The sequence below is a fragment of the Micromonospora sp. B11E3 genome (assembly GCF_039871625.1).
In the GTDB taxonomy this organism is placed as follows: Bacteria; Actinomycetota; Actinomycetes; order Mycobacteriales; family Micromonosporaceae; genus Micromonospora.
Genome location: NZ_JBDPMC010000013.1, coordinates 80841 through 104401 on the forward strand (window position 1 = coordinate 80841; position 23561 = coordinate 104401).

Genomic DNA, 23561 nt, shown 5'->3' on the forward strand with positions numbered 1-23561 from the left:
CGGACTCTGCCCGCGTACGGGCATGTCAGGGAGGCTACGCGGCGAAACGGTCGTCTCCGTATGAAACAGGGCAGGTCGTACCCCCGTCTCTGCCTACGGTGCCCCTTGACGAGGCATCCGTCAAATAGAGCCCGATCGACGGGGCGGTGTGCCGCCGTACCGCCGGAATCGCCTCCGACCTGCCCCTACGTCGCGTAGGCTGGACCGACGGCCGACGGGGTGGGTCCGCCACCGCCCGGGCGGAACCGACCGGCCCCCACCGTGGTCTGATCCCTGCGAGGACGACGGCACCGCGGGGAGGCGGCGATGGGTCGACGGCGGGTACCACGGCTGCTGGGGCCGGTGGCGGCGCTGGCGCTGCTGGCCGGTTGCACCGGGGTGGCGGTGGGTGACGCCCCTCGCGAGGGCAACGCGTCGTACCAGGTGTGGGGGCTCAACGAGGCGTCGAGCGACCTGACGGGCTCGGACCGGACGGTGGTGCTCAACGGCGACCTGGACAACGACAGCAAGGCGTTCTTCACGGTGGACGGGACGTGGCGCCCGGAGGGGTTCGTGCTCGACGACGCCTCCGCCGAGGAGGTCCGGACGCTGGCGGGAAAGCTGCCCGACCGGACGGGCGATCCCCGGTGCCGCCGGCTGGTACTGGTCGACGGGGGCCTGGTGACCGACAGGGCGGTGGCCGTCCTGACGCCTCCCGTCGAACCGGCGGCCGGGCCGGTGACGGCCGCCCGGCTCGACGGCTGACCCCGCCAGCCCGCACGACCGTCCGGCTCGACGGCTGACCCCCGCCACCCCGTACGGCGGAAACTTTCGGCCGTTGGGCTTTCCCGGCAGAAAGCTCCATGGCAGCATCGGCCCATGCATCGTCGTCTCTTCCCCCAGGCGCTCGCGCTGGCGGCGCTGGTCGCGACCGCGGCCACGGCCGGCGCGGCGGGCGGCCGGTGATCACCATGACCCCGCCGAACGGGTACGTGCGGATCGACAACCGCGCCGAGACGGTGGCCACCGGGGAGAGCACGATCTCGTCGGCGGGACGCTGCGCAGCCGGATGCGGGGCACCCCGGCGGCCGGCAACGTGCACGCCAAGACGGGCAGCCTGACCGGCGCGTCGAGCCTCTCCGGCTACGTCACCGCCGCCGACGGGCACCTGCTGGCGTTCTCCGTCGTACTCAACAACTACCTCGCCTCGTCGGTGAAGGGGCTGGAGGACCAGATCGCGATCGCGCTGGCGACGTACGACGGGCAGAGCGCGGGCGCGGCACGACTGGCGCCGCCGACGGCGCCCGAGACGCCGCGGACGCCCGAGGGCGTCGAGTGCCCCTGGGTCAAGCCGATCCTCTGCTGACCTGCCCGGGCCCCTTCCGGGTGCGGAGGAAGGGGCCCGGGCACCGCAGAGCCGCCGCGGCGGGCCCGCACCGGTACGCGGACACGCCGCGGCGGCTCTCAGGCCCGCGGCGGCTCTCAGGCCCCGGGGCGGTGCGGCGCGGGCACCACGGCGGTCGGGTCGCCCCGCTCGACGAGGGCGTCGATCTCGGCGGCCCGCAGCCCGCGCAGCGCGAGCACCCGCCGGCCCCACCGGTGCAGGCGGCACGGGTGCGGGCTGGCGTCGTTGCGGCAGATCGTCCCGCCCGACCAGCGCCGGGGCGCGTGCACGACCACCGCCCGCACCGCGAAGTGCACGTCCTCCCCGGTGACGTACGGGGGCAACGGGATCTCCCGGAGCGACTCGCCAGGCTCGTCGTCGACACGTGCCGGGCCGGCGGGACGGACGGTGGTGGTGCGGCTCATCGGAAGGGCCTCCACAGGGGACGGACGGATCGGGACAGCGCGACCGTACGGCCGCTTCCGGGCACAGTGACGGACAAACTGTCCCCGCGCGGGCGGAGCCGCAGCCTCACCCGCACGGCACCCAGGGCACGCGCGGCAGGCCCTGGAATCTCGTCGCCCGGTCAGCCGACCCGGAAGCCGAGCGCCTGGGCGAGCACGACGGCCTGCTCGGCGTCGACCCGCGCGCCGGACCGCTCGACGACGGTCGGGTCGAGCGCGGTGAGGTCGCTGCCGCGCAGGTCGGCCCCCGAGAGCCGGCAGCCGTGCAGTTGCGCGCCCGACAGGTCGACGCCGGTGACCGTGGCCCCCGTCAGGTCGGCCGCCGTCAGGTCCACCTCGCGCATCCGCACGTCGGTGACGCGGGCCCCGCGCAGGTCGGCGCCCGGCAGGGCCACGAACGACCAGTCCCCGCCGTCGATGCGCAGCGGACGCAGGTCGCACTGGGCGAAGCTGCTGCCGACCAGCTTGCAGCCGGTGAACTCGGCCTCGAAGAAGTCGCACCGCTTGAACACGCAGCGGGTGAAGGCCGAGTCGGTGTGCCGGGAGGCGTTGAACGCCACGTTGCCGAAGGTGCACCCGGTGAAGACCGCGCCCCGGCTGACCGCCTCCGTCAGGTCGACGTGGAAGAACTCGCAGCGGACGAAGTGCCGGTCGGCCAACTCCTCGCCGTACCAGTCCTCGTGGCGGAACGTGGTGTCCTCGGTCGGCTCCGGCATCCGGCCAGCCTAGTGACGGCCACCGACACCGACGCCCTTCCTTCCGGGGCGTACCGGCTAGTAGTTTTCTGGGCGTGAGCGTCGCACCCAGCATCGACCCGGACCGTATCGGCTTCGACCCCGCCCGGCTGGCGCGGATCGACGAGCACTTCCGCAGGTACGTCGACGACGGCCGGCTCGCCGGATGGCAGATCGTGGTCACCCGCCGCGGCGAGATCGCCCACTCCTCGACGTACGGGATGCGCGACCTGGAGGCCGGCGCTCCGGTCGAGCAGGACACCCTCTGGCGCATCTACTCGATGACCAAGCCCGTCACCTCGGTCGCGGCGATGATGCTGTGGGAGGAGGGCCGGATCGAGCTGACCGACCCGATCAGCCGCTACCTGCCGGAGTTCGCCGACGTCCGGGTCTACGACAGGGGCTCACTGCTCAAGCCGTACACGGTGCCGGCGGTCGAGCCGATCCGGATCTGGCACCTGCTCACCCACACCTCCGGCCTGACGTACGGCTTCGCCCAGGTCTCCGTGGTCGACGGCCTGTACCGGGCGGCCGGCTTCGACCTCGGCGTGCCCACCGGGGCCGACCTGGCCGCCGCCTCGCAGGGGCTGGCCCGGCTGCCGCTGCTGTTCCAGCCGGGCAGCAGCTGGAACTACGGCGTCTCCACCGACGTGCTCGGCCGGCTGGTCGAGGTGGTCTCCGGGCAGCGGCTGGACGCGTTCTTCGCCGAGCGGATCTTCGGCCCGCTGGGCATGACGGACACCCGCTGGTGGGTCGACGAGGCGGACGCCAAGCGGCTGGCCGCCCTGTACGCCCCGCACCCGGCCACCGGGAAGGCGTTCCGGGCCGACACGATCGGCCGGGCCGCGCTGGCCGAGCCGACGTGGCACTCCGGCGGGGCCGGCCTGATCTCCACGGCCGCCGACTACCACCGGTTCACCCAGGTGCTGCTGCGCGGCGGCGAGCTGGACGGCGTCCGGCTGCTGGGCCCCCGCACGGTGCGCTTCATGACCCGCAACCACCTGCCCGACGGGCGCGACCTGGCCTCGTTCTCTCCCGAGGGCTTCTCCGAGACGGTGCTGGACGGCATCGGCTTCGGCCTCGGCTTCGCGGTGGTGCAGGATCCGGTCCCGGCCCGGGTGCCGAGCAGCGTCGGCGAGTACTACTGGGGCGGCCTGGCCAGCACCGCTTTCTGGGTCGACCCGGTGGAGGAGGTCACGGCGCTGCTGTTCACCCAGCTCATGCCGTCGAGCACCTACCCGCTGCGGCCCCAGCTGCGCCAGCTCGTCTACTCCGCCCTGGTCGACTGAACCCGGTCGGGCCGCCACCCGCGCGGATGGCGGCCCGACCGCCCGTCAGACCAACTGCTGCGCGCGGGTGGCGACCACCGTCGCGGTGCCGGTCTGGGACAACCCCGAGACGAGGTACGCCCGCGCCGTGCCGTCCGGCAGGACGGTCCGCAGGTCCGGGGCGCCGTCGGCGTTGATGTCGGCGGCCCAGAGGGTGCTGATCTCGACGCCGGTGTTCCAGTTGGCGGCGACCTGGTACTGGGTGCGGCTCAGCGAGCCGGTGCCGTCGCCGTTGTCGACGATGGTGACGCCGGTCCAGAGGTAGAGGTCGCCCGTCGCGGCGTTACGCAGGAAGATCGCCACCCCGGAGGACAGCTCCGTGCTGGCGATGCTCCAGTTCTCCCAGTCGGTGCCTCCGGTCGGCGTGGCGGCGGCCAGTGCGAACCCGTAGTAGTACAGGGCGGGCGCCCAGGCATTGGGGTAGTAGTTCAGCCGGTACCCGTTGGCGGCGTCCCCGCTGATGCCGATCAGGTCGGGGATGCCGGTGTCGACGCCGTCGGCGGTGTACGCGTTGGCGATCGTCACCGGGACGTTGCCGTAGGCGTCGGTCAGCAGGTCGCCCAAGATGGTGGCCTGGTTGCCGCTGAGGTCCGGGTTGGTCATGGTGCCGTCGCCGGCGCCCCGGATCACGCCGCCGCTGCGGGTCTTCGGGTTGTAGTCGAGGAAGTCCTCCACGGCGCCCCCGAAGAAGCGGCCGGTGATCACCTGGGTGCCCTCGAAGTCGCCACCGGCACCATTGCCGCGCAGGCCGATGTTGACGGCCGGGGTGTGCACCGCGCCGGTGCCGACGCCGGTCTTGCGGGACTGCACCCCGAGTGCGGACCAGACGCCGGAGCCGAGGCCGGCGGTGCCGCCGACCGTCACCAGGTCGGGTACGCCGTCGCCGTCGAGGTCCTTGTCGGCCGGGCCGGTGGTGAGCACCGGGGCCGGGCGGCCGGCGGGCGCGGCCTGGGCCGGGAGCGCCGGCGCGGCCGCGGCCAGGGCGAGCGCGACCGGCGCGGTCAGCGCCGCCAGGCGACGGACGGCGGGACGAAAGGTCATCTGTTCCCCCATGGGTCGGTTGATCTATCGGGGATGACGGTATTCGATCCCGGCAAGGGGGTTTCGCGCGTCGACGGAGGTCACGGCGGGGCCGGGATCGCCGTTCGCGCCCGAGGCCCCGGCGCACTTCATAGCCTGGGAGGCGGGCGACGTCGGGCCAGGCCCGACCGGGCGCGGGAGGCGGTCAGGTGAGCGACATCGTGGTGTTCGGTGCCGGAGGCACGGCGGGTTCGCGCATCACGGCCGAGGCGGTGAGCCGGGGCCACCGGGTGACCGCGGCGGTGCGCCGCCCGGAGGCGACGAGCTACCTGCCGGCCGGCGTACGGGTGGTCACCGGGGACGCCACCTCCGGACGGAGCGTACGGGAGTTGGCCCCGGAGGCGGACGCGATGGTGGTGGCGGTCGGCGGCGGCGACCGGTCGCTCTGGCGGGAGGCGGCGGAGACCCTGGTCACGGTGCTGCGGGACCAGCCGAATCCGCCCCGGATCATCCACGTCGGCGGCGGGGCGACCCTGCTGACCCCGAAGGGCACCCCGTACCTCGAGGAGCCGGACTTCCCGGCGGAGTACCGGGACGCGGCGCTGGGCCAGGCCGACGCGCTGGCCCTGTACCGCGCGTCGGCCGACGGGGTGACCTGGACGTACCTCTCCCCGCCGCCGCTGGAGTTCCATCCAGGCGAGCGGACCGGCCACTACCGCACCGGCACCGACCAGCCGGTCACCGACGAACAGGGCCGGTCGGTGCTCAGCTACGAGGACCTGGCGGTCGCCGTCGTCGACGAGATCGAGCGCCCGCGCTTCGAGAACATGCGCTTCACCGCCGCGTACTGAGGCCGCCGGCCGGCGGGAAGGGAGCGGCGCCGTCGACCTGCACCCACGGGCCGTTCCAGCCGTCGGAGAGCAGCCGAGACCCGGGATCCCGCCGGATGCTCGCCACCTTGGCCCGCTCGGGATACGTGGAGATCACCGGCCGCCGGCCTCAGCGCTGCCCCGTGGCGGCCCGGCCCCTGGCCTGGGCGGGCACCCGCGGGCGGGCGGGCGGACGCCAGGCCCGGCCGTTGGCGTAGATCACCCGGAAACCCAGGTACGCCGCCAGCGGCGCCCAGTGCGCCGAGCCCATCCGCAGCTCGGCGGCGTTGTGCCGGTGCCCGTTGGCGAGCACGTCGAGCAGCACCGTCTCGAACGCGGCCGACTCCACCCAGTCGACATCCCGGGTGAACCCGCAGATCAGGGCCGCCCCGGTCACGTCGAGGAACTCGCGCAGCGCGGCGTCGGACGCCCGCAGCACCGAGCAGCTGCCGAAGTAGAGCCGTCGGCCGTCGCAGCGACCGGCCATCAGCTCGGCGACGTCGGCCAGCTCGACCGAGTCCCAGTCGGTGAGGCGGAGTCGGCTCGGCTCGCCGTGCATCGCGAAGAAGCCGACGCGGTAGTCGGCGTACTGCTTGAGCAGCCAGCGGTCGAGGAAGTAGAACAGCTCGTCCCGGGTGGCCGCGTCCTTGTGGATGAAGCGGATCTTCCCGAGCCGTTCCAGCAGCTCCAGCGTCGGCAGGACCGAGCCCCGCTCGTTGAGGTCGCGGTGCCACTGCCCCTCGACGCAGAACACCCCACCCCGTGCCACGCCCACCTCCCCGAGCCCACCGCCGACGTTACCGCCGCCGGGTGAACCAGCCGCGGTCACCCTCCGCCGGACCGAGGTAACGTTTCCGTCGCGTCGCGCCGTTCGTGCCCCGGCGTCGTCCTTCTCCCGGTCGCCGGGGGCTGGCAGGCTTGCCGGATGGGCGACGGCAGGGACTGGTACGACTGGCATCTCCCGTACGCCGATGCCGGCTCGCCGCTGGCGCGCCGGCTGCTGCTGGTGCGGCGGCACATCGCGGGCTGGCTCGACGAGCGACCGGACGGGCCGCTGTCCGTGGTCAGCGTCTGCGCCGGCCAGGGGCACGACCTGCTGGGCGTGCTGGCCGCGCGGCCCGCCGACGCGCGGCGGGTCCGGGCCCGGTTGATCGAGTACGACCCGCGCAACGTGGCGGCGGCCCGGGCCGGGGCCGCGGCCGAGCGGCTGGACGGTGTGACGGTCGTCCGCGCCGACGCCGGCGACCCCGCCTCCTACGCGGGGGTGGTACCCGCGGATCTCGTCCTGCTGGCCGGGGTCCTGGGCAACGTCAGCGACGCCGACGCCCGGGAGACGATCGGCGCCCTGCCCGAACTGTGCGCCCCCGGCGCCACCGTGATCTGGACCAGGACCCGACGGGCGCCGGACCTCACGCCGGCGATCAGGACGTGGCTGGCCGACGCCGGGTTCGCCGAGCGGGCCTTCCACGCCCCGCAGGACGTGCTGTTCTCCGTCGGCGTGCACCGCCTCCTCGCCCGCCCACGCCCGCTGACCAGGACGGCGCGGCTCTTCCGCTTCGCCACCTGACCGCCCCACCACGCCCCGCCCCACCCAGCTCCTACACCCCGCCGCCCGCCTCCCACCTCCCGCCTCCGCGCCTCCCACCTCCGCGCCTCCCGCCGCCCGCCTCCGCGCCTCCCGCCTCCGCGATCTTGCACTTTCCGCCCCGGCAAATAGGGCGAACAGCCCATTCCAGGGGCCGAAAGTGCAAGATCGCCGCATAGCTCACGCTCGGGGACCGCGCATGACCGACTGCTTGGGCGGGGTCGCGGTATGTGAGCGGATCTCCTAGGCTTGGTCGGCGTTCACGACGGGGAGGCGGCAGTGTTCGCTCGTGACCTGGACGACGCCGAGCGGTGGGTGGCCGACTGGTCGGCCTCGATCTCCGAACGCGCCGAGCAGGCGCGGCGGCTGGCCGAGCGCGTCGCCCGGCTCACCGGCAGCGCCGAGGCGGCCGGCGGCCTGGTCGAGGTGCGGGTCGACAGCGGCGGCGCCCTGGTCGGGCTGCACCTGGACGACCGGCTCACCGGCTGGCCGCCGGCCCGGATCGAGCGGGAGATCATGACCGCGCTGCGCCGGGCTCAGGCCGGCCTGACCGACCGGGTCGCCGCCGCGGTGGCGGAGACCGTCGGCGCGGACTCCGAAACCGGCCGGGCCGTCCTCGACGGGTACGACCGCCGCTTCCCCGCGCCCGACGACGGCTCCCCCGGGACGCGCCGTGCCCGGTGAGCCGGCCCTGGAGGTCACCCCGCAGGCGCTGACCGGGCACGCCGCCAACCTGGACCGGATCGGCGGCACGGTGCGGCAGGCCATCGGGGCGGCCGGCGGCGTACGGCTGGGCGGGCAGGCGTACGGGCAGTTGTGTGCGGCGTTCCCGGCGATGCTGGAGCCGCTGCACGACCTGGCCGAACGGGTGCTCCGCGAGGCCCGCGACGCGCTGGACGAGGCCGCCCACGGCGTACGCACGGCGGCGGCCCGCTACGACGGCAGCGACCACCGGGCGGCGGCCCGCCTGGGCGCCCCGACGGCGACGCTGCCCGCTGCCCCGACTTTCCCGCCGTCGCCCCGGTGACCGCGCCGAACCCACTGGTCGCCGAGCGGGTCGACAGCACCACCGGGTGGTCCGGCGTGGGGCTGGCCGAGGACGTGGACCTGATCGTCCAGGCCTTCCGCAGCGGCTCCTGGATCGACGGCGCGATCGGCGGTTTCGCCGCCGGCCTGGACGCCCTGGCCCTCGTGGTCGACCCGCTCGGCCAGCTCGTCTCGTGGGGCGTGGCATGGCTGATCGAGCACCTCAAGCCGCTCTCCGACGCGCTCGACTGGCTGGCGGGCGACCCCGACCAGGTCGAGGCGTACGCCGGCACCTGGTCCAACGTGGCCGCCGCGCTGCGCTCCTCGGCGGCCGACCTGGACGCGGCCGTCGCCGCCGACCTGGCAGCCTGGTCGGGCAGGGCCGCCACCGCGTACCGGGCGCACGCCGGGCGGCAACGCGAGGCGCTGGCCACGATGGCCGCCGGGGCGGACGCGCTCGCCCTGGTCACCACCGGTACGGGGCTGGTGGTCGCGCTGGTCCGGGAACTCGTGCGCGACCTGATCGCCGACTTCGTCTCGGTGCTCGCCGTACGGCTGTGGGAGTGGCTGGCCATCGCGGGCGGCACCCTCGGCGCCGGTACCCCCTGGGTCGTCGCCCAGGTCTCCACGCTGGCGGCGCGCTGGGCCGCGAAGATCGCCCGGCTGCTCACCGGGCTGGTCGGCAGCCTGCGCCGGGTCGCCCCGATGCTGCGCCGGCTGGACGGCGTACTCGGCCGACTGGAGGAGGAACTGCGCCGCCTCGCCCGCCACAATCCCACCACCCCACCACCGACCGGAGGCAGGAACCTCTACTCGAGCAACAGCCCACGCAGCAACCAGGACGTGCTCGAGAACGGGCCGGGGACGCCCCGCACCGTGGAGAATGTGCGGGCCGTCGCCGAACGCCTCGGGTTGGACCTCGATGACGTCGGCATCCAGCTGATCGAGGAGCCAGACGAGGTCCGGTACCTCGACTCGATGGAGGCATGTGCATACACGCCGGGTGAACTGGAGGGGCGAGAGATCCGGATGGGTCCTGCCAGCTTCGCGGACGAGGAGACGTTGGCGGCGACCATCGCGCACGAGTACTGCCACGTTCTGCAACTGCGTTCGGGCGAGCACCTCCGCCGCAGCTGGCGGGACCTCGAAGACGAGGCGTACGCGGTCGAGCCAGACGCGCTGAAGCGATTGAGGGGTGAAGGGTGACGGACTTCAGGTTCCGGATCGACGAGGTGTTCGACCTTCCTGCCCGGTCCGGCCTCATCGCCTGCGGGACACTCCTCGCCGGCGAGGAGCTGATCGGGACGCCGAGCCTGATCGACGAGCTGACCGGCCGACCGGTCCACGTCCTCGGCGTGGACTTCCCGACACCCCGGACGCGGCGCACCGGGCAGCAGCTGCTCATCGTCTCCAGGACTGACGCGGACCTCGTTACGCCGGGCCGCACCTGGGTGTCCAGCTCGGCCTAAGGCTTGATCCACACCATGTCGGCGACATGGCGGGGTCGGGCCCGCATTGACACCCCCATGTCGGCGACATGGAGCCGCAGGGCGGCCGCCGCCGCAGGGCCGCCGCCGCAGGGCGGCCGCCGCAGGGGGGCTACGGCCGCCCCGCGCTCGCCCGGCGCGGCTGAGGCCGGCCGACCGAGGCCAGCAGCTCGTCCAGCGCCTCCAGCTCGGCCCAGCCGTTGACCGACACCCGGCCGGCCACGTCGACGATCACCTCGACCCGGTCGGGCGTGGTCGGCAGGTCGTCCAGCAGTCCCGGGAACCGGTCGCCCCGCAGCACGAACTCCTGGTTGGTGGAGCCCACCCAGGGGCGACGGGTGTCGACCAGGTCGGCCCGGAACGGCCCGGTGACCAGCAGGTCCGTCTCCGCGAGCAGGGCCGCCACGTCGTCGCGGCCACTGTCGACGGCCCGGCGCAGCCCGGCCCGGGTGTAGCCGGTGAAGGTCATGACCGACCGGCCGGCCCGGCGTACCCCGGCGGCCACCTCGGCGAGCGGGGCGGCCTGGTCGAACGGCTCCCCGCCGAGCAGGGTCACGCCCTCGGTGCCGGCGGCGAGGACCCGCTCGACCAGCTCGGCGGGCGCCACCAGTTCGCCGCCCCGAAAGGCCCACATCTGCGGGTTGAAGCAGCCCGGGCAGCGGATGGCGCAGCCCTGGACCCACAGCGCGGTCCGCTCCCGCGGCCCCTCGGCGCGGGTCGAGGCGAGGAACCGGGCCAGGGCCACCCGGTCCGGCCCGGCGGCGGCGCGCCGCACGGGGCCGGCCTCAGAAATCGAGTACGCGTCCATGCGGCGTCCCGGGATGGCCGGCCGGCCCGGCCGGCGGTACGCAGACCAGCACCTCGCGCAGCCGGGCGTACTCGTGGGGGGCCAGGTCGGCGGCGGCGGCAAACTCGGCGAGGCTGCCGAACCCGCGGCGGGACTCCCGGGCGGCGAGCACCCGGGCGACCCGGGCGGGGTCGAAGCCGGGCAGGGCGGCGAACTGCTCGGCTCCGGCGGTGTTGACGTCCACCTGCGCCGGCGTGTCCGCCCTGGGCGGTCCGGGGACGGCGGGTGACACCGGCGACACCTGCGACGCGGTGGTGGGTGCCGGCCCGGTGGCCGGGACCGGTGTCGCGGCCGGCCCGGCGCCCCAGTAGCCGGGCTCGCGCGCGGCCCCGGTCGGGCCGGAGGTCGGGTCGCCGAACCTGGGCGAGGCGGGGGCCGGGACGCCGAATCCAGCCGGGTTGGCGGCCGGGACGCCGAATCCAGCCGGGTTGGCGGCCGGGGCCCCGAATCCAGCCGGGTTGGCGGCCGGGACGCCGAATCCAGCCGGGCCGGCGATCGGCGAACCGGGCGCGCCGGGCGGCGGGGCGAGGGTTCCCGGCGGGTACCCGCCGCCCGGCGCGGCGTACCAGGGGCGGTGGTTGGCGCGCCAGCGCAGCCAGGACGCGTTGATCAGGCAGGCGTGCGCGATGCCCGCCAGCCAGGACGCCATGAGGATGTAGAAGAACCAGTCGGTCAGCGGGTTCTCCTTCGGCAGCGCGCTGAAAACGATGAAGCCGGACCAGCCGGCGATCAGGTAGCCGATGCCGGAGAGCCACCACGCCGACCGGCGGGCCCGGACGCCGACGTAGAGGAAACCGAACCCGCCGAGGCAACTGAAGCCGAGGATCGGCAGCAGCAGCCACCAGCTGTGCCGCACCCGCCACCAGGCGCTGGCCGCGGGCGATCCTGCCGGCGGCGCGGCGGACCAGGCCGAGGTACCCGGCGCGGTGGGCCAGGCCGAGGCGCCCGACGGCGCGCCGGACCAGGCCGAGGCACTCGGCGCGGTGGGCCAAGCCGGGGCACCGGGCGGCGCGGCGGGCCAGCCGACCGGGCCGGGCGGGGCCGGGTGCCCGGGCGGGGCCGGGTGCCCGGGCGGGGCCGGGTGCCCGGGCGGGGCCGGGTGCCCGGGCGGGGCCGGGTGGCCGCCCTGGCCGGGTGACGGGGGCCAACCCGGCGGCCAGCCGCCCTCAGGCGCGGTCGACATCGCGCTCCTCCTGGCCGACGACGGCCGCGACCCGGCCGTGGTCGGCGGTGTACGCGCTGCGCACCGTCCGCGCCGCCAGCAGGTCCTCCAGCACGGCGACGTAGTCGAGGCAGCGCTCGCCGAGCAGCCCGTGGGTCTCCGCGCTGACCGCACCGTCCGGGCCGACGGTCACGACGATGCGGGGCTGCTCGCTCATGCCGTCCGCTCCCCCACGGCGAAGACCAGGCGCACCGAGGCGTCCTCGGTGACCTGCTCGGACTCCAGGCGCAGCCCGGCGGCGGGGGCCTGGGCGCGCAGCCGTTCCAGCACCGCGCCCTGCACCTGCCGCCCGTACGCGGCGTCCACCGCGTGGACGATCTCCACCGCCCGCTGCTCGTCGACCTCGCCGGCCAGGTGGGCCGTCCAGATGCCGTCCGAGCCGCGACGGAATCCCGCGCGTACCCCCGCCCAGTCGGCGATGATCCCGTCGGCGTCGGCGGTGACCGCCGCGCCGGTGTCGCGCAGCGCGGCGGCGAGCAGCGTCTCGTCCCGCATCCGGGTCTGCACCTGGCAGACCACCCGGTCCTCGTCGTCGCGGTCCGCGCTGGTGGCGTGGGCGGCGGCCACCGTGGCCACCGCCAGCGGTACGAGTATCAGTGAGATGCTCACCGGCGCTCTCCTGTCGTCGAAGGGAAACTCAGAACTCCACCGCCCGGCCGTGCCCGCCCCCGGGGCGGCCCGGGCCGGCCGACGGCCGGGGTTCCAGGTCCCAGTCCTCGGCGGCGGTCGCGGCGACCGCCCGGTGCTCCGCCCAGCTCCGCACGGCGGCGATCCGCTCGGCCTGCGTGACGCTCAACGGAACCATGTTGACCAACGCGCGCAACAGGTCGTCCCGGCGCAGCGGCCGGCGCTCCGCGTACGCGTCGACCAGCGCGCCGACGACGGCCTGCTCGATCTCCGCGCCCGAGTAGCCGTCACTCAACCCGGCCAGTTCCGTCAGCAGCGCCTGGTCGACGGTCAGTTCCCCGGCTACCGCCGGGTACCGCAGTCGCCGGCCGACGTGCAGTCCCCAGATCGACGCGCGCTCCGCGCGGGTCGGCAGGTCGACGAAGAAGATCTCGTCGAAGCGCCCCTTGCGCAGCAGTTCCGGGGGCAGGCCGGCGAAGTCGTTGGCGGTGGCGATGACGAAGACGGGCCGGGTCTTCTCCTGCATCCAGGTCAGGAACGAGCCGAAGACCCGGGCGGAGGTGCCCGAGTCGCCGCCGGCCGCCCCGGCGAAGCCCTTCTCGATCTCGTCCAGCCACAGCACGCAGGGCGCCGTGGCCTCGGCCACCGCGATCGCCTCGCGCATGTTGTGCTCGCTGGAGCCCACCAGGCCGGCGAAGACCTTGCCGATGTCCAGCCGCAGCAGCGGCAGCCCCCAGGCGGCGGCGACGGCCTTGGCGGTGAGCGACTTGCCGCAGCCCGGCACGCCGGTGATCAGCACGCCGCGGGGGGCGGGCAGCCCGTACGCGGCGGCCTCGGCGAGCCACGAGCCGTCCCGCTTGGCCAGCCAGCGTTTCAGGTTCTCCAGGCCGCCGACGTCGGCGAGCGCCACCCGGTCGTCCACGAACTCCAGCAGCCCGCTGCGGCGGACCACCTGCCGCTTCTCCTCGTGGACCACCTGCAGGTCGCTGGCGTCGAGCACCCCGTCGTCGACCATGGCCCGGGCGAACGCGTTCTCCGCCTCGTGCAGGGTGAGCCCGAGCGCCGCCTTGGCGAGCCGTTCCCGGCCCTGCTCGTCCAGCGCGATGCGGATCCGGCCGCTGGCCGCGTTGGCCGCGATGATGCCCTCCAGCACGACGCGGATCTCGGTCTCGGTGGGCAGCGGGAAGTCCAGCACGGTGACGTCCTTGGCCAGCTCGACCGGCAGGTCCGGCACCGGGGAGAGGAGGACCAGCGTGCGCGGGACCGGGCCCGAGCGGTAGGCGACGGCCAGCTCCCGCAGCCGCCGGACCACGCCGGGATCGGCCGGCCGGCCGCCGGCGCCGAGCGCGGGATGCAGGTCGGCGAGGACGAGCAGGGCCGGCGCGTCGATCCGCCACGCCGCGTCGAGCGCGGCCACCGGGTCGGTCGTCCCCTGCCGGCGCTCGCCGTCCGGCGTGACCAGGCCGCGGGTCGCCGACCAGGTCCAGATCCCACGCGGCGTCCGTACCCGGGCGGCGTCGTGGGCCACCGCGGCGATCTCGACGAGCACCCGCTGCTCCTCGTACGAGGAGATCTGGAGCACCGGTACGCGGGCCTTGAGCAACTGCGACAGGGTGTCGCGGAACGCCCCCACCATCGCCGTTCCTCCCCCGAGACCGCCGCCGAGCCGCGAGGACCTTAGCACCGGCGACCTCGGGCGTCGCCCCCGATGGTGGCCGTCGACGTTCCGCCGGACAACCGGGCTGACCAGCCTCGACGGGTGACCGCATCGGCCGGGAGCGGCCGGCCGTACGGATGATCTTGCGAACGGCGTCCTTGTCCCCGATCACCTGCCTGGATAGGCTCCCGCCCGCTCAACCACGAAAAGACCAGCGTGAACGCTCCTGTCACCAACCAGCGGTCGTGGCTCGTCGCCCTGCTGCTGTGCTTCTTCTTCGGCATCATCGGGGTGCACCGCTTCTACGTCGGCAAGACCGGCACCGGCATCCTGCAGATCGTCACCTTCGGGGGCCTCGGTCTCTGGACGCTGATCGACTTCATCGTGATCCTCGTCGGCGGCTTCCGCGACAAGCAGGGCCAGCCGCTCGCCCGGTGACGACCGCGTGACGGCGAGGGGCCGGGGCGCCTGATCCCGACCCCTCGCCGTCGTCGGCGCCTACCCGTCCCGCAACGCGAGAGCGAACACGTTGCGCAGGATCGTCGAGGCCGCGCTGTCCGTCGCGAGCGCCCCGTTGAAGGTGATGACGTTGCCGACGTGGGTGCCGTAGGCGTCGGTCCACGTGCCGGTCGCCGGGTTGAACCGGTACGCGTACACGTCGCCGTCCGCCGTGACGCCGTAGACGTAGCCGGTGAAGCCGAACAGGCGCGGGTACCGGTGGAATCCGCTACCGATCTGCACGCCGCTCGCGTCGGCCCAGGAACCCGCCCCCGTCTCGAGGTCCGAGCAGACGTACCGGTACCGGCGTAGCGTGCCGTCGGCGCGCAGGCAGTACAGCGAGCCGTCCGCGCTGCCGAAGACGTTGAGGAACTGGTGGAACCCGTTGCCGATGATGCGGCCCGAGCCGCTGGCCCACCCGGTCTTCAGCGCCTGCCAGTCGGAGTGTCGGTACCAGACCAGGGCGCCGTCGGCGCGGATGCCGTAGAGCACCCCGTTGCCTCCTCCGACCACCTGGATGAAGCGCTGCTGCGGGTCGTACGTCGCCGCTGCCGGCGTTCCCGCCGCCCGCTCGACGGCCGCGCGCGTGTCCGCGCGAGCGTCGCCTGCCGCCAGCGGGGGCAGGGCGGTGCCGGCGACTCCGGCGGCCCGGAGAGGGTTGCGGCGTGACATCGCATGGTGCTGCCCCCATCGATTGTGCCGACCAGCGGGAGCCACTCGCTCCACTCTGGTCGCCTCCACAGTAGGGCGATGGTCCGGCCGGAAAGCGTCCGGACTGTTGGCGGAGAAATTCGCCCGCCGCCCTCCCGGCGTTCACGCCGCCGCCGCTAACATCGCTGAACATGAATACAAAGAGCATCACCCGCTCGCGATCCGGGCGGTTGGCCACGGCGTTCCTCCTTGCCGTGACCCTGGTGACCGGTGCGGTGGTGGCAAGCACCTCCGCGTCGGCCGCGACCGCGCTGACCGTCGCCCAGGCGCTGGCCGCCCAGGACGGCCGTACGGCGACCGTCACCGGCTACGTGATCGGCCAGCCGATCGCCACGAACACGGTGATCACCTCCGGCTTCACCGCCGACACCGCGATCGCCATCGCCGACACCGCCGGCGAGACCAGCACGAGCAGGATGCTCTACGTCCAGGTCACGGCCGCGTATCGGAGCGCCTTCGGGCTGCTGACCAACCCCGGCCTGCGCGGCAAACTGGTGACCGCGACCGGGACGCTGACCGCGTACTTCAGCCACGGCGGCCTGAAGGAGCCGACGGCGATGAGCCTCGGCGGCGTGTCCCCCAGCCCGACGCCGACCACCAGCCCGACCGGCGGCCCGTACGACTCGACGTACTACGCGAGCGCGATCGGCAAGACCGGCACGGCCCTGCGCAGCGCCCTGCACTCGATCATCAGGACGCAGACGAAGCTCAGCTACGACCAGGTGTGGGAGGCGTTGAAGGACACCGACCAGGACCCGGCGAACGCCAACAACGTCATCCTGCTCTACAGCGGCCGCTCGCAGAGCAAAGCCAGCAACGGCGGCGGCGTGGACGACTGGAACCGCGAGCACGTCTGGGCCAAGTCGCACGGCGACTTCGGCACCGCCACCGGTCCGGGCACCGACGTGCACCACCTGCGCCCCGAGGACGTCACCGTCAACTCGACGCGCGGCAACAAGGACTTCGACAACGGTGGCAGCGCCGTGTCGCAGTGCCCCGACTGCTTCAGCGACGCCGACTCGTTCGAGCCCCGCGACGCGGTCAAGGGCGACGTCGCCCGCATGATCATGTACATGGCGATCCGGTACGAGGGCGACGACGGCTGGCCGAACCTGGAGATGAACAACTCCGTCACCAACGGCACCGCCCCGTACCACGGCCGGCAGTCCGTGCTGCTCGCCTGGCACCAGCTCGACCCGCCGGACGCCTTCGAGAAGCGCCGCAACCAGGTCATCTACGACCGCTGGCAGCGCAACCGCAACCCGTTCATCGACCACCCGGAGTGGGCCGCCGCCGTCTGGGGCTGACTGCGACACCGGGCCACCCGGTACGTCGCAGACCACCCGGCCGGGGCCGTGCGGAGGCGGCGGGTTCGGGTACGACGACCGGGTGGCCCGGCCCGGCCCCACCGCCCGCGCTTCCCCGCGACCCCGCCGGGCGACCCGACGATGGGAGAGGATTCGGGTATGGCCGCGAACACCGTTCCCTACCTCAGCCTCAACGACGGCAACCGCATCCCGCAGCTCGGCTTCGGGGTGTTCCAGATCCCGCCGAAGGAGACCGCCGAGGCGGTCGCCAAGGCGCTGGAGATCGGCTACCGGCACATCGACACCGCCGAGATGTACGGCAACGAGGCCGAGGTGGGCCAGGCGGTCCGCGCCTCCGGCCTGGACCGGGGCGAGGTCTTCATCACCAGCAAGCTGAACAACGGCTTCCACCGCCCGGACGACGCCCGCAGGGCGTTCGACGACACCCTGACGGAGCTGAAGACGGACTACGTGGACCTCTTCCTCATCCACTGGCCGCTGCCCACCCGGTACGACGGCGACTACGTCTCGACGTGAAAGGTGCTGGAGGAGTTCCAGCGCGACGGCCGGGCCCGCTCGATCGGGGTGTCGAACTTCCAGGTGTCCCACCTGGAGCGGCTGGCCGCCGAGTCCGACATCGTGCCGGCGGTGAACCAGATCGAGGCGCACCCGTACTTCGGCAACGAGGAGGTGCGCGCGTACGACCACGTACATGACATCCTCACCGAGGCGTGGGCGCCGATCGCCCAGGGCAAGGTGCTGGACGACCCCGATCTGATCGACATCGCCGAGCAGGCGGGCCGGACGGTGCCCCAGGTGGTGCTCCGCTGGCACGTCCAGCGCGGCGACATCGTCTTCCCGAAGTCCGTCACGCCCAGTCGGATGGAGGAGAACTTCCAGGTCTTCGACTTCGAGCTGGACGACGTGACGATGGAGCGGATCGGCAGCCTCGACCGGGGCGAGGCGGGTCGGCAGGGGCCCGACCCGGACACCTTCGACTACATCCCGGCCTGAGCCCGGCGTACCGGCTGGATCTGCCGGGCCCGTCCCGATGTTGGCAGCTCAGCTACTTCCTGCCCGGCGTGTCGAGTTGCTCGTCCGTCAACGTCCGCGAGCCGGCCCGGGCCGCGCACGCAGCGCTCGTGCCGGGCGACGACCTGCCCCTCCGTCTCCGGCCCGCCGGTGTGCTCGCGGACCTCGTGCGAGTTGAGCCGGCGCAGCAGGTCGACCTCCTGGCGGGTGACGTCGGCGCCCTCGGCGGGCGGGCGGTTCTGTCGGCGGCGGCCGGTACGGTGCCGGGCGTGACGGAACACGACTGGTCGGACGTACGGCAGAGGCTCGCCCGCCTGGCCGTCACGGCGGCGACGGGCGAGGTGTTCGGGGCATACGCGCACGAGTGGCAGGTGGAGCCGCCGCTGACCCCGGCGGAGCTGGCCGAGCTGGAGGGCCAGCTCCGGGTGGAGCTGCCCGGGGAGTACCGCTCGTTCCTGCTCCAGGTCGGACGCGGCGGCGCCGGGCCGGTGTACGGCCTGTTCCCGGTCCGCCGGGTGGACGGCCGGTGGAAGTGGGAGGGCGACGGCGCCGACCTGACCGACCGGGAGACCCTGGCCCGGCCCTTCCCGGCGACCGAGGCGTTCAACCCGGCCGACGGGCTGCCCGAGCAGCCCGACGAGGACGACTTCGCCACGACGGAGGAGTTCAACGCCGCCGAGGACGCCTATTGGGAGCGGCACGACGAGGTCGTCTACGACCCGGCGCACTCGGTCGGCCTGCTGTACCTGTGCCACCTGGGCTGCGCCCTGCGCGAGGCCCTCGTGGTGAGCGGGCCGGCGCGCGGCGCGATGTGGGCCGACGACACCGCCGAGGAGGGCGGGTTCCGCCCGCTGCTGGACGACGACGGCACACCGCTGGGCTTCGCCCGGTGGTACCGCCGGTGGCTGGACGACGCCGAGCAGCGCGTCGCGGCGTCGGCCCGGGCCTGACCGACCTTCACGGGCGGTCAGCGGGCGTCGGTGACCACGTGGGAGCAGGCGACGCAGGCCGACGGGCCCTGCTCGGCGTACCAGCGGCAGGACCGGCGGATCGCGCAGCGCGGCAGCTCCGCCTCGGCCGACCCGGTGGTCTCCCGGTACGAGGCGACGAGGCGTTCGCCGAGGCCGCAGTGGTCGCCGGTCCAGAAGCCGCACGACGAGGTGACGCAGGGGCCGGCGAACCGGTACCGCGACTCCACCGGCCCGTCGGCCCCGGCCGAGGCGGCGAGCGCCACCTCGGCCGGGAGCTGTGGCGTGACGTACGCGACCCGGCCCGCCGGAGTGATCATGCCGAGGAACACCGTGGCGTTGGTCGCGGGGGTGCTCGGGCACATTCGCTCCGGCGGGTCCGGCCGGTGGACGGGCTGGGTCACTTCTGCATCCAGAAACCGAGGTCGTTGATCTTCTGGCCGAGCTCGTCGGCGAACGGCCCGTCGACCACCCACAGCCCGTACCATTCGGGCCGGAGCCGGATGTTGCCGTGCCCGACGGTCAGCGGGTTGGTCAGCCGGCCGCCGACGGCAGTCAGGGCGGCAAGGCCCGCCTTCTGGATCTCGCCGGCGATGGCGGTCTGCTGCTCGGGGGTCAGCTCGACCCCGTCGACCACGAACCGGAACTCACTGCGCGCCATCTGCTGTCTCCCTCTACTGGTAGGTCTCGGTGCGCAGGCCGAGCCGCAGGCTCGTCCTGGTGAAGGCCGCCCACCCGGAGCGGGAGGCGACGTCGAGGCGGTGCCCGGCCCGGGCGAGGGCGGCGTTGGCCCGGTCGCGCCAGTCCCCCGCCGTCAGGCCCCACAGCTCGCGGCACGCCCCGGCGACGAAGGCGAGCTGGTCGGGTGAGCCGGTGAACGCGGCGGACCCGTCGCGCACCCGCAGGGTGCCGTCGGGCAGCCGGCGTACGGCCGGGAAGTGGTGGTGCAGGCTGGCCTCGGTGGCCCGGTGCGCGGCGTCGAGTCGGGCCGCGGTGAACCCGTCGGCCAGGTCCTCGCCCCGGCGTACCCGGACGCTGTGCAGGGTGAGAGCGTCGCCCGTGGGGGCGACCTCGCCGACCACCTCGACCGGGGTGCCCCAGGACGGGGGCGAGTTGGCCGACCAGAAGGCGAGCCAGGCGGCGAGCCGTTCGTGGAAGTCCGCCTGGAAGCGGGCCGCGCCCGGTCCGACGCCGGTCGCCAGGAGGCGAGCCGTCGCGATCCGGTCGCGGGCGACGAGGGGCTGGGCGGGCGCGGTGGACGGGGCGGCCTGAGCGGATGCGCCGGACGGGGCGGCCTGGGCGGCGGCCGGGCTCACGGCGGTGAGCGCCGCCGAGGCCGCCGCCGCGCCGACGAGCAGTCGCCGGCGGGAGAGGGAATTGGATTGATCGTTCATCGTCCGCCTTTCGGTGACGGCCTTTGCCCGCGGACTCTATAGATCGGAATAGATCAGCAGGGCGAACGATCTATCGGCACAGCGACAGCAATCCCACGGATAGCTGGCGGCGCAAAACGGGATTCCGTGCATGCTCAGTCAACCGGGGCCGACCCAATCGTCCCGACGACTCCTTTGCGCGGAGTCGTACCGGTTATCGACCGCCACTGGCGTGTTGCGCGTCCCTTGTAGATTGACAGGGTATGGCGGTCACTGTCGTCCTCGGGGGTGGTCTGTGCACGTTCTCGTGTCTCGAGCCCGTCACGTCGTTGCCCGTCTGCTACGAGGCGGCGAGCCGGCCCGGACACCGCGTCCGGAGGGGGGCCAGGCGGGGTCCGACTCCGCCGAAGTGGATCCGCCCAATCCGACCGGCTCGGCGGAAGCGCTGACCGCACCCCACACCGAGGGCCCGCCTACGCCGCCCTCGCCCGCCGTCCCCACCGATTCGGGGGGCTCGGCGGCTCGACGTCGGGGGCGGTTCGCCGCGGTGCTGACGTCGCGGGGCGGATGGCTGATCGGCGCGGCTGCGGCGACAGTCCTGTTGCTGGTCGGTGTGGGTTACTGGGTGTGGCCCAGGAACGAGCTGCGCGTCGTGTCCGGCACGGTGCAGGCGAGCGTGCTGGATGCCGAAGAGGTCAGCAGGCTGGTTGGCGTCACGTTGGCGTCCGACGTCAGCGCGAGCGAACCGCAGCCGCCGCTGACGGCCGATCCGCCGAGGTGTGTGATGGCGGTCGGGCCGGCGACCCAGGCGGTCTACGGACGCGGCTGGACGGCCTTCCTGTCGGCGACCTACCAGGACTCCGAGGCGGTGCCCGACAACACCGTCACCCAGGTCGTCGCCTTGTACCCCGACGGCGATCAGGCCGGCAAGGTCTTCCGCAGCCTGGCCGAGGGCGTCAGGATCTGCAATTCCGCCGTCCGGACCGACCCGAACCAGACCACGTCGAGTTGGACCTACCAGCTCGGTGCGACCGGGTCGGACATCGTCACCTGGACGGCAACTCAGGACGGCGCGGGCGGCTGGGCCTGCCACCGCCAGGCGCGCCTCAAGGGGACCGCCGTCCTCCAGGTCGCGGTCTGCCAGGCCGGGGACGGCGGGCCGGCCGCCGCAAAGATCCTCGACCGGTTCGCCGACCGGGTGAAGGGGTGAACCCCGATGGTCATGGTCCTGCGTCATTCGCGGCGCGTCCTGCCCCTCGTCCTGGCCACGATGCTGGCGTTGCCCATGAGCGGGCGCCCGGCGCTCGCCGACCCCAACGCACCGGCCGCAGTGCAGGTCGACGGCAACGCATCGCCCCAACGGCTCGCGCCGGTCGGCGGCTTTCCCGCAGATCTCAACAACAGGGTGGCGTCGTTCAACGGCACCGTCGCGGCGCACGAGCAGAACGCGCAGCCCCTGACAGCCCAGCGCAACGCACTTGAACGGCGCAGTTCCACATTCAACACCAGGGCGGACGCCTACAACGCCCGGGACGCCGCCGTCGGCGACAGGATCGCCGCACACAACCAGAAGGTCGCTGTCCTCAGGGCCAAGATCGCGGCGCACAACGCCAAACCGCACGTCTTCGAACTGCCCCGCCAGGCCAACGCGTACGCGGCGTACCAGGCCGAGGCGAACCAACTCAATCGCGAAAAGGCGCGACTCGATGCCGAGAAGAGGCGGATCGACGCCGAGAAGGCTCGACTCGACGCCGAGAAGACCCGACTGAGTGCTGAGAAGACCCGGCTCGCAGCCGACATGCGGCAGCACAACGCATGGGCCGATGCATGGCAGTCGGAGGGGCAGCGGCTCACGGCCGAGCGGCAGCGGTTGCTCCAGTTGATGTCGTCGGCTCTCCTGTCCCGGCAGCTCTCTCGGCCGCAGACCGCCAGCCAGGCACGCGGCGGCGACGCTACCCGCCCGGCCGGCCCCGTCGACCCGCGACTGCGCGCCAGTGGCGGCGACAGCCTCTCCGGGAGGGCGCAGAGCTCCCTACTCGACCAGTACGCGAAGAGCCATGGTGTGAAGGTCGACCAACGGCCGGTCGAGGTGCTGCTCACACCCGACGCCGTGGCCAGGGTGCCGACCAGCGAGGCGGGCGTGCTTCCACTGGCCCGCACCTTCGACGGCCTGGCCCGGACGTCGGGCAAGAACTACCGGGCGCTCTACATCAGGAACTCCGCAACCGGGTCGACGGCGGAGCAGAAGGCCTTCGACAACGCGATCCGTCGTGGCGGCAGGGCAACAGCCGTCGTCGACGGCAAGAAGGTCACGATCACCGAGGTGGAGCCGCTCGACGGCCCTGCGGGACCGACGGCCGACAACAGCGGGCGCGATCTGGCGCTCGGTCTCGCGGATCACGTCCGACCGTTCGCTGACCGGCGTGGACACGAGCACCTGATGGACGTCGGGCTGGCCAACATCCGGCAGGAGTTCCTCGGCCGACTGGCGAACCCCAACTACCGGTTCCACGTCTCGCTGTCCGGTTTCAGCCCAACCGATTACCCGAACGTGCTGGCCCGAGGCAAGTACTACGACGACGGGCATCGGGGCATCCCAGTCGACGGGTCCGGCAACATCCGGTCCGACGCCCGTAACTGGGAGTTCGCGCCCGGCGTCACCGACTGGGAGATGTACCTGCTGCACAGCGTGCCGGGCGCGTTGGAACGCACCACCTTCTACGACGCGCACGACAACGTCGTGCCGGATCCCTTCGTCGACGGCCCGAGTTCACCGTCGAGCGGGGCGGACAGCGGTGGGCCCGGGCCTCCGGGATCGGAACCCGACGACGCCGGCGCCGACCAAGCCCCCCTGGCCGAACAGGGGGCCCGGGCGGAGGCCCGCGAACTCATCGGCGAGGACGGCACGTTCACGTCGCCGGAACTGGAGAGGCTCTACCAGGATTACGTCGCGCGCAAGAGCAGGGTGGCGGACGAGACACCGCGCGACCGGGTGGACTGGAAGGTCACCCGGGATTACTGGCTCAACGACAGTCCGATGGCGCGCGGGAACCGTTTCAACAGGACCGCCGGCGAGAACTATCAATACAACGAGGTATACCTCAAAAATGGCAAGATCGTCGACTCGTATCGCCCACCGGAAGGAGGTCGACCGGGCGAAATCGTCTCACGCAAGGCAACAGATTTCGACATCATCGCCCCGGACACCTTCAAGACATATCTGGGCGAGATGCTGCGGAAATACCGGCCCGGCACCATCATAGGATCGATCAAGTACCGCGAGGACCTCTACGGGAAGCCGCTGCAGGGAAGAATGATTCTCGAAGTCCCGGACAGCAACCTCAATTCCGCAAACCGGGCCGCATTCGAACAATTGGCGAAGAGCAACGGCATTGAGCTACGATACGCGCCCGAGGGGTAACCGAGGCTTGCCCCCGAACGAA

General features: G+C 73.2%; 28 protein-coding genes and 2 pseudogenes. 15 read left to right on the forward strand and 15 right to left on the reverse strand.

Annotation, left to right across the window (positions count from 1 at the left end; all coding sequences use genetic code 11):
• The first annotated feature begins 306 nt into the window (after nt 1-306).
• Both ABGB16_RS10055 and ABGB16_RS10060 read left to right on the forward strand, forming a co-directional pair.
• Nucleotides 307-744: a hypothetical protein gene (locus ABGB16_RS10055; RefSeq protein WP_347667711.1), complete on the forward strand. Its 438-nt coding sequence runs from the start codon at nt 307-309 to the stop codon at nt 742-744.
• A 73-nt stretch (nt 745-817) separates the two neighbouring features.
• Nucleotides 818-1345 (forward strand): D-alanyl-D-alanine carboxypeptidase, encoded by a 528-nt coding sequence (locus tag ABGB16_RS10060; protein ID WP_347667712.1) that lies wholly within the window; start codon nt 818-820, stop codon nt 1343-1345.
• A gap of 116 nt (nt 1346-1461) precedes the next feature.
• Here the strand turns inward: ABGB16_RS10060 and ABGB16_RS10065 are convergent, their stop codons facing one another.
• Nucleotides 1462-1788, reverse strand: a complete 327-nt coding sequence (locus ABGB16_RS10065) for a hypothetical protein (RefSeq protein WP_347667713.1) — start codon at nt 1786-1788, stop codon at nt 1462-1464.
• A gap of 161 nt (nt 1789-1949) precedes the next feature.
• Nucleotides 1950-2543, reverse strand: coding sequence for a pentapeptide repeat-containing protein (locus ABGB16_RS10070; protein ID WP_347667714.1), 594 nt, complete (start codon nt 2541-2543; stop codon nt 1950-1952).
• Between the two features lie 74 nt (nt 2544-2617).
• Here ABGB16_RS10070 and ABGB16_RS10075 point away from each other — a divergent pair, with 74 nt between their 5' ends.
• Entirely contained in the window at nt 2618-3850 is a 1233-nt protein-coding gene (locus ABGB16_RS10075; protein ID WP_347667715.1) for a serine hydrolase domain-containing protein, read from the forward strand.
• Between the two features lie 45 nt (nt 3851-3895).
• Here the strand turns inward: ABGB16_RS10075 and ABGB16_RS10080 are convergent, their stop codons facing one another.
• Nucleotides 3896-4930, reverse strand: a complete 1035-nt coding sequence (locus ABGB16_RS10080) for a hypothetical protein (RefSeq protein ID WP_347667716.1) — start codon at nt 4928-4930, stop codon at nt 3896-3898.
• A gap of 188 nt (nt 4931-5118) precedes the next feature.
• Between ABGB16_RS10080 and ABGB16_RS10085 the strand changes: the two genes are divergently transcribed.
• On the forward strand, nt 5119-5760 hold the full coding sequence (locus ABGB16_RS10085; protein WP_347667717.1) for an NAD(P)H-binding protein: 642 nt from the start codon (nt 5119-5121) through the stop codon (nt 5758-5760).
• 22 nt (nt 5761-5782) lie between these two features.
• Here ABGB16_RS10085 and ABGB16_RS10090 read toward each other — a convergent pair.
• A pseudogene (locus ABGB16_RS10090) lies at nt 5783-5902 on the reverse strand (PPOX class F420-dependent oxidoreductase); the annotation flags it as partial.
• Between the two features lie 6 nt (nt 5903-5908).
• Entirely contained in the window at nt 5909-6547 is a 639-nt protein-coding gene (locus ABGB16_RS10095; RefSeq protein WP_347667718.1) for a hypothetical protein, read from the reverse strand.
• 156 nt (nt 6548-6703) lie between these two features.
• Between ABGB16_RS10095 and ABGB16_RS10100 the strand changes: the two genes are divergently transcribed.
• The 5 genes from ABGB16_RS10100 to ABGB16_RS10120 all read left to right on the forward strand — a co-directional run bounded on the left by ABGB16_RS10100 (nt 6704) and on the right by ABGB16_RS10120 (nt 9858).
• Nucleotides 6704-7345, forward strand: a complete 642-nt coding sequence (locus ABGB16_RS10100; protein ID WP_347667719.1) for a class I SAM-dependent methyltransferase family protein — start codon at nt 6704-6706, stop codon at nt 7343-7345.
• Between the two features lie 297 nt (nt 7346-7642).
• Nucleotides 7643-8047: a YbaB/EbfC family nucleoid-associated protein gene (locus ABGB16_RS10105; protein ID WP_347667720.1), complete on the forward strand. Its 405-nt coding sequence runs from the start codon at nt 7643-7645 to the stop codon at nt 8045-8047.
• Nucleotides 8037-8390 carry a type VII secretion target gene (locus tag ABGB16_RS10110; protein ID WP_347667721.1) on the forward strand — a complete coding sequence of 118 codons (354 nt, stop codon included), beginning with the start codon at nt 8037-8039 and terminating at the stop codon, nt 8388-8390. The genes ABGB16_RS10105 and ABGB16_RS10110 overlap by 11 nt, the downstream gene beginning before the upstream one ends.
• A complete protein-coding gene (locus ABGB16_RS10115) occupies nt 8387-9595 on the forward strand; it encodes a hypothetical protein (RefSeq protein ID WP_347667722.1) in 1209 nt (402 codons plus the stop codon). Before ABGB16_RS10110 ends, ABGB16_RS10115 begins: the two co-directional genes overlap by 4 nt.
• Nucleotides 9592-9858: a hypothetical protein gene (locus tag ABGB16_RS10120; RefSeq protein WP_347667723.1), complete on the forward strand. Its 267-nt coding sequence runs from the start codon at nt 9592-9594 to the stop codon at nt 9856-9858. Before ABGB16_RS10115 ends, ABGB16_RS10120 begins: the two co-directional genes overlap by 4 nt.
• A 130-nt stretch (nt 9859-9988) precedes the next feature.
• Here the strand turns inward: ABGB16_RS10120 and ABGB16_RS10125 are convergent, their stop codons facing one another.
• The 5 genes from ABGB16_RS10125 to ABGB16_RS10145 are packed head-to-tail and all read right to left on the reverse strand — an operon-like array spanning nt 9989 to nt 14208.
• Nucleotides 9989-10684: a 4Fe-4S single cluster domain-containing protein gene (locus ABGB16_RS10125; RefSeq protein WP_347667724.1), complete on the reverse strand. Its 696-nt coding sequence runs from the start codon at nt 10682-10684 to the stop codon at nt 9989-9991.
• Nucleotides 10662-11906 carry a helix-hairpin-helix domain-containing protein gene (locus tag ABGB16_RS10130; RefSeq protein WP_347667725.1) on the reverse strand — a complete coding sequence of 415 codons (1245 nt, stop codon included), beginning with the start codon at nt 11904-11906 and terminating at the stop codon, nt 10662-10664. Before ABGB16_RS10130 ends, ABGB16_RS10125 begins: the two co-directional genes overlap by 23 nt.
• A complete protein-coding gene (locus ABGB16_RS10135; protein WP_347667726.1) occupies nt 11890-12102 on the reverse strand; it encodes a DUF2997 domain-containing protein in 213 nt (70 codons plus the stop codon). Before ABGB16_RS10135 ends, ABGB16_RS10130 begins: the two co-directional genes overlap by 17 nt.
• The gene (locus ABGB16_RS10140; RefSeq protein WP_347667727.1) at nt 12099-12554 is read right to left on the reverse strand and encodes a hypothetical protein; all 456 of its coding nucleotides are present in this window, start codon (nt 12552-12554) and stop codon (nt 12099-12101) included. Before ABGB16_RS10140 ends, ABGB16_RS10135 begins: the two co-directional genes overlap by 4 nt.
• Nucleotides 12555-12582: 28 nt before the next feature.
• Nucleotides 12583-14208, reverse strand: a complete 1626-nt coding sequence (locus tag ABGB16_RS10145; RefSeq protein WP_347667728.1) for an AAA family ATPase — start codon at nt 14206-14208, stop codon at nt 12583-12585.
• A gap of 237 nt (nt 14209-14445) precedes the next feature.
• On the opposite strand from ABGB16_RS10145, the gene ABGB16_RS10150 reads away from it, so the two are divergent.
• A complete protein-coding gene (locus ABGB16_RS10150; protein WP_347667729.1) occupies nt 14446-14667 on the forward strand; it encodes a TM2 domain-containing protein in 222 nt (73 codons plus the stop codon).
• Between the two features lie 60 nt (nt 14668-14727).
• Here ABGB16_RS10150 and ABGB16_RS10155 read toward each other — a convergent pair whose 3' ends face one another.
• Nucleotides 14728-15399, reverse strand: coding sequence for a tachylectin-related carbohydrate-binding protein (locus ABGB16_RS10155; protein WP_347667730.1), 672 nt, complete (start codon nt 15397-15399; stop codon nt 14728-14730).
• A 170-nt stretch (nt 15400-15569) separates the two neighbouring features.
• Here ABGB16_RS10155 and ABGB16_RS10160 point away from each other — a divergent pair, with 170 nt between their 5' ends.
• Nucleotides 15570-16745, forward strand: a complete 1176-nt coding sequence (locus tag ABGB16_RS10160; RefSeq protein ID WP_347667731.1) for an endonuclease — start codon at nt 15570-15572, stop codon at nt 16743-16745.
• A 159-nt stretch (nt 16746-16904) separates the two neighbouring features.
• A pseudogene (locus ABGB16_RS10165) lies at nt 16905-17759 on the forward strand (aldo/keto reductase).
• Here the strand turns inward: ABGB16_RS10165 and ABGB16_RS10170 are convergent.
• Nucleotides 17744-18058: a hypothetical protein gene (locus ABGB16_RS10170; protein WP_347667732.1), complete on the reverse strand. Its 315-nt coding sequence runs from the start codon at nt 18056-18058 to the stop codon at nt 17744-17746. The pseudogene ABGB16_RS10165 and the gene ABGB16_RS10170 sit on opposite strands and share 16 nt — an antisense overlap.
• On the opposite strand from ABGB16_RS10170, the gene ABGB16_RS10175 reads away from it, so the two are divergent.
• A complete protein-coding gene (locus ABGB16_RS10175) occupies nt 18047-18727 on the forward strand; it encodes an SMI1/KNR4 family protein (RefSeq protein ID WP_347667733.1) in 681 nt (226 codons plus the stop codon). The genes ABGB16_RS10170 and ABGB16_RS10175 overlap by 12 nt on opposite strands.
• 17 nt (nt 18728-18744) lie before the next feature.
• On the opposite strand, the gene ABGB16_RS10180 is transcribed toward ABGB16_RS10175, so the two are convergent.
• From ABGB16_RS10180 to ABGB16_RS10190, 3 genes are read right to left on the reverse strand one after another with little or no spacing between them, the layout of a single operon-like run.
• Nucleotides 18745-19149, reverse strand: coding sequence for a hypothetical protein (locus ABGB16_RS10180; protein WP_347667734.1), 405 nt, complete (start codon nt 19147-19149; stop codon nt 18745-18747).
• A complete protein-coding gene (locus ABGB16_RS10185) occupies nt 19146-19406 on the reverse strand; it encodes a hypothetical protein (RefSeq protein ID WP_347667735.1) in 261 nt (86 codons plus the stop codon). The genes ABGB16_RS10180 and ABGB16_RS10185 overlap by 4 nt, the downstream gene beginning before the upstream one ends.
• A 13-nt stretch (nt 19407-19419) precedes the next feature.
• Nucleotides 19420-20139, reverse strand: a complete 720-nt coding sequence (locus tag ABGB16_RS10190; RefSeq protein ID WP_347667736.1) for a hypothetical protein — start codon at nt 20137-20139, stop codon at nt 19420-19422.
• Nucleotides 20140-20665: 526 nt separating this feature from the next.
• On the opposite strand from ABGB16_RS10190, the gene ABGB16_RS10195 reads away from it, so the two are divergent.
• Nucleotides 20666-21328: a sensor domain-containing protein gene (locus ABGB16_RS10195; RefSeq protein WP_347667737.1), complete on the forward strand. Its 663-nt coding sequence runs from the start codon at nt 20666-20668 to the stop codon at nt 21326-21328.
• A 6-nt stretch (nt 21329-21334) separates the two neighbouring features.
• Complete coding sequence (locus ABGB16_RS10200) at nt 21335-23539, forward strand: hypothetical protein (RefSeq protein ID WP_347667738.1); 2205 nt, start codon at nt 21335-21337, stop codon at nt 23537-23539.
• Nucleotides 23540-23561 lie beyond the last annotated feature (22 nt).

Excerpts from the sequence above, each read along its gene's own strand:
- ABGB16_RS10125 (WP_347667724.1), bottom strand. The coding sequence starts at position 10,684 with ATGGACGCGTACTCGATTTCTGAGGCCGGCCCCGTGCGGCGCGCCGCC.
- ABGB16_RS10160 (WP_347667731.1), top strand. The coding sequence starts at position 15,570 with ATGAATACAAAGAGCATCACCCGCTCGCGATCCGGGCGGTTGGCCACG.
- ABGB16_RS10100 (WP_347667719.1), top strand. The coding sequence starts at position 6,704 with ATGGGCGACGGCAGGGACTGGTACGACTGGCATCTCCCGTACGCCGAT.
- ABGB16_RS10185 (WP_347667735.1), bottom strand. The coding sequence starts at position 19,406 with ATGGCGCGCAGTGAGTTCCGGTTCGTGGTCGACGGGGTCGAGCTGACC.
- ABGB16_RS10200 (WP_347667738.1), top strand. The coding sequence starts at position 21,335 with ATGGTCATGGTCCTGCGTCATTCGCGGCGCGTCCTGCCCCTCGTCCTG.
- ABGB16_RS10135 (WP_347667726.1), bottom strand. The coding sequence starts at position 12,102 with ATGAGCGAGCAGCCCCGCATCGTCGTGACCGTCGGCCCGGACGGTGCG.
- ABGB16_RS10155 (WP_347667730.1), bottom strand. The coding sequence starts at position 15,399 with ATGTCACGCCGCAACCCTCTCCGGGCCGCCGGAGTCGCCGGCACCGCC.
- ABGB16_RS10065 (WP_347667713.1), bottom strand. The coding sequence starts at position 1,788 with ATGAGCCGCACCACCACCGTCCGTCCCGCCGGCCCGGCACGTGTCGAC.
- ABGB16_RS10055 (WP_347667711.1), top strand. The coding sequence starts at position 307 with ATGGGTCGACGGCGGGTACCACGGCTGCTGGGGCCGGTGGCGGCGCTG.
- ABGB16_RS10190 (WP_347667736.1), bottom strand. The coding sequence starts at position 20,139 with ATGAACGATCAATCCAATTCCCTCTCCCGCCGGCGACTGCTCGTCGGC.
- ABGB16_RS10070 (WP_347667714.1), bottom strand. The coding sequence starts at position 2,543 with ATGCCGGAGCCGACCGAGGACACCACGTTCCGCCACGAGGACTGGTAC.
- ABGB16_RS10080 (WP_347667716.1), bottom strand. The coding sequence starts at position 4,930 with ATGACCTTTCGTCCCGCCGTCCGTCGCCTGGCGGCGCTGACCGCGCCG.
- ABGB16_RS10145 (WP_347667728.1), bottom strand. The coding sequence starts at position 14,208 with ATGGTGGGGGCGTTCCGCGACACCCTGTCGCAGTTGCTCAAGGCCCGC.
- ABGB16_RS10130 (WP_347667725.1), bottom strand. The coding sequence starts at position 11,906 with ATGTCGACCGCGCCTGAGGGCGGCTGGCCGCCGGGTTGGCCCCCGTCA.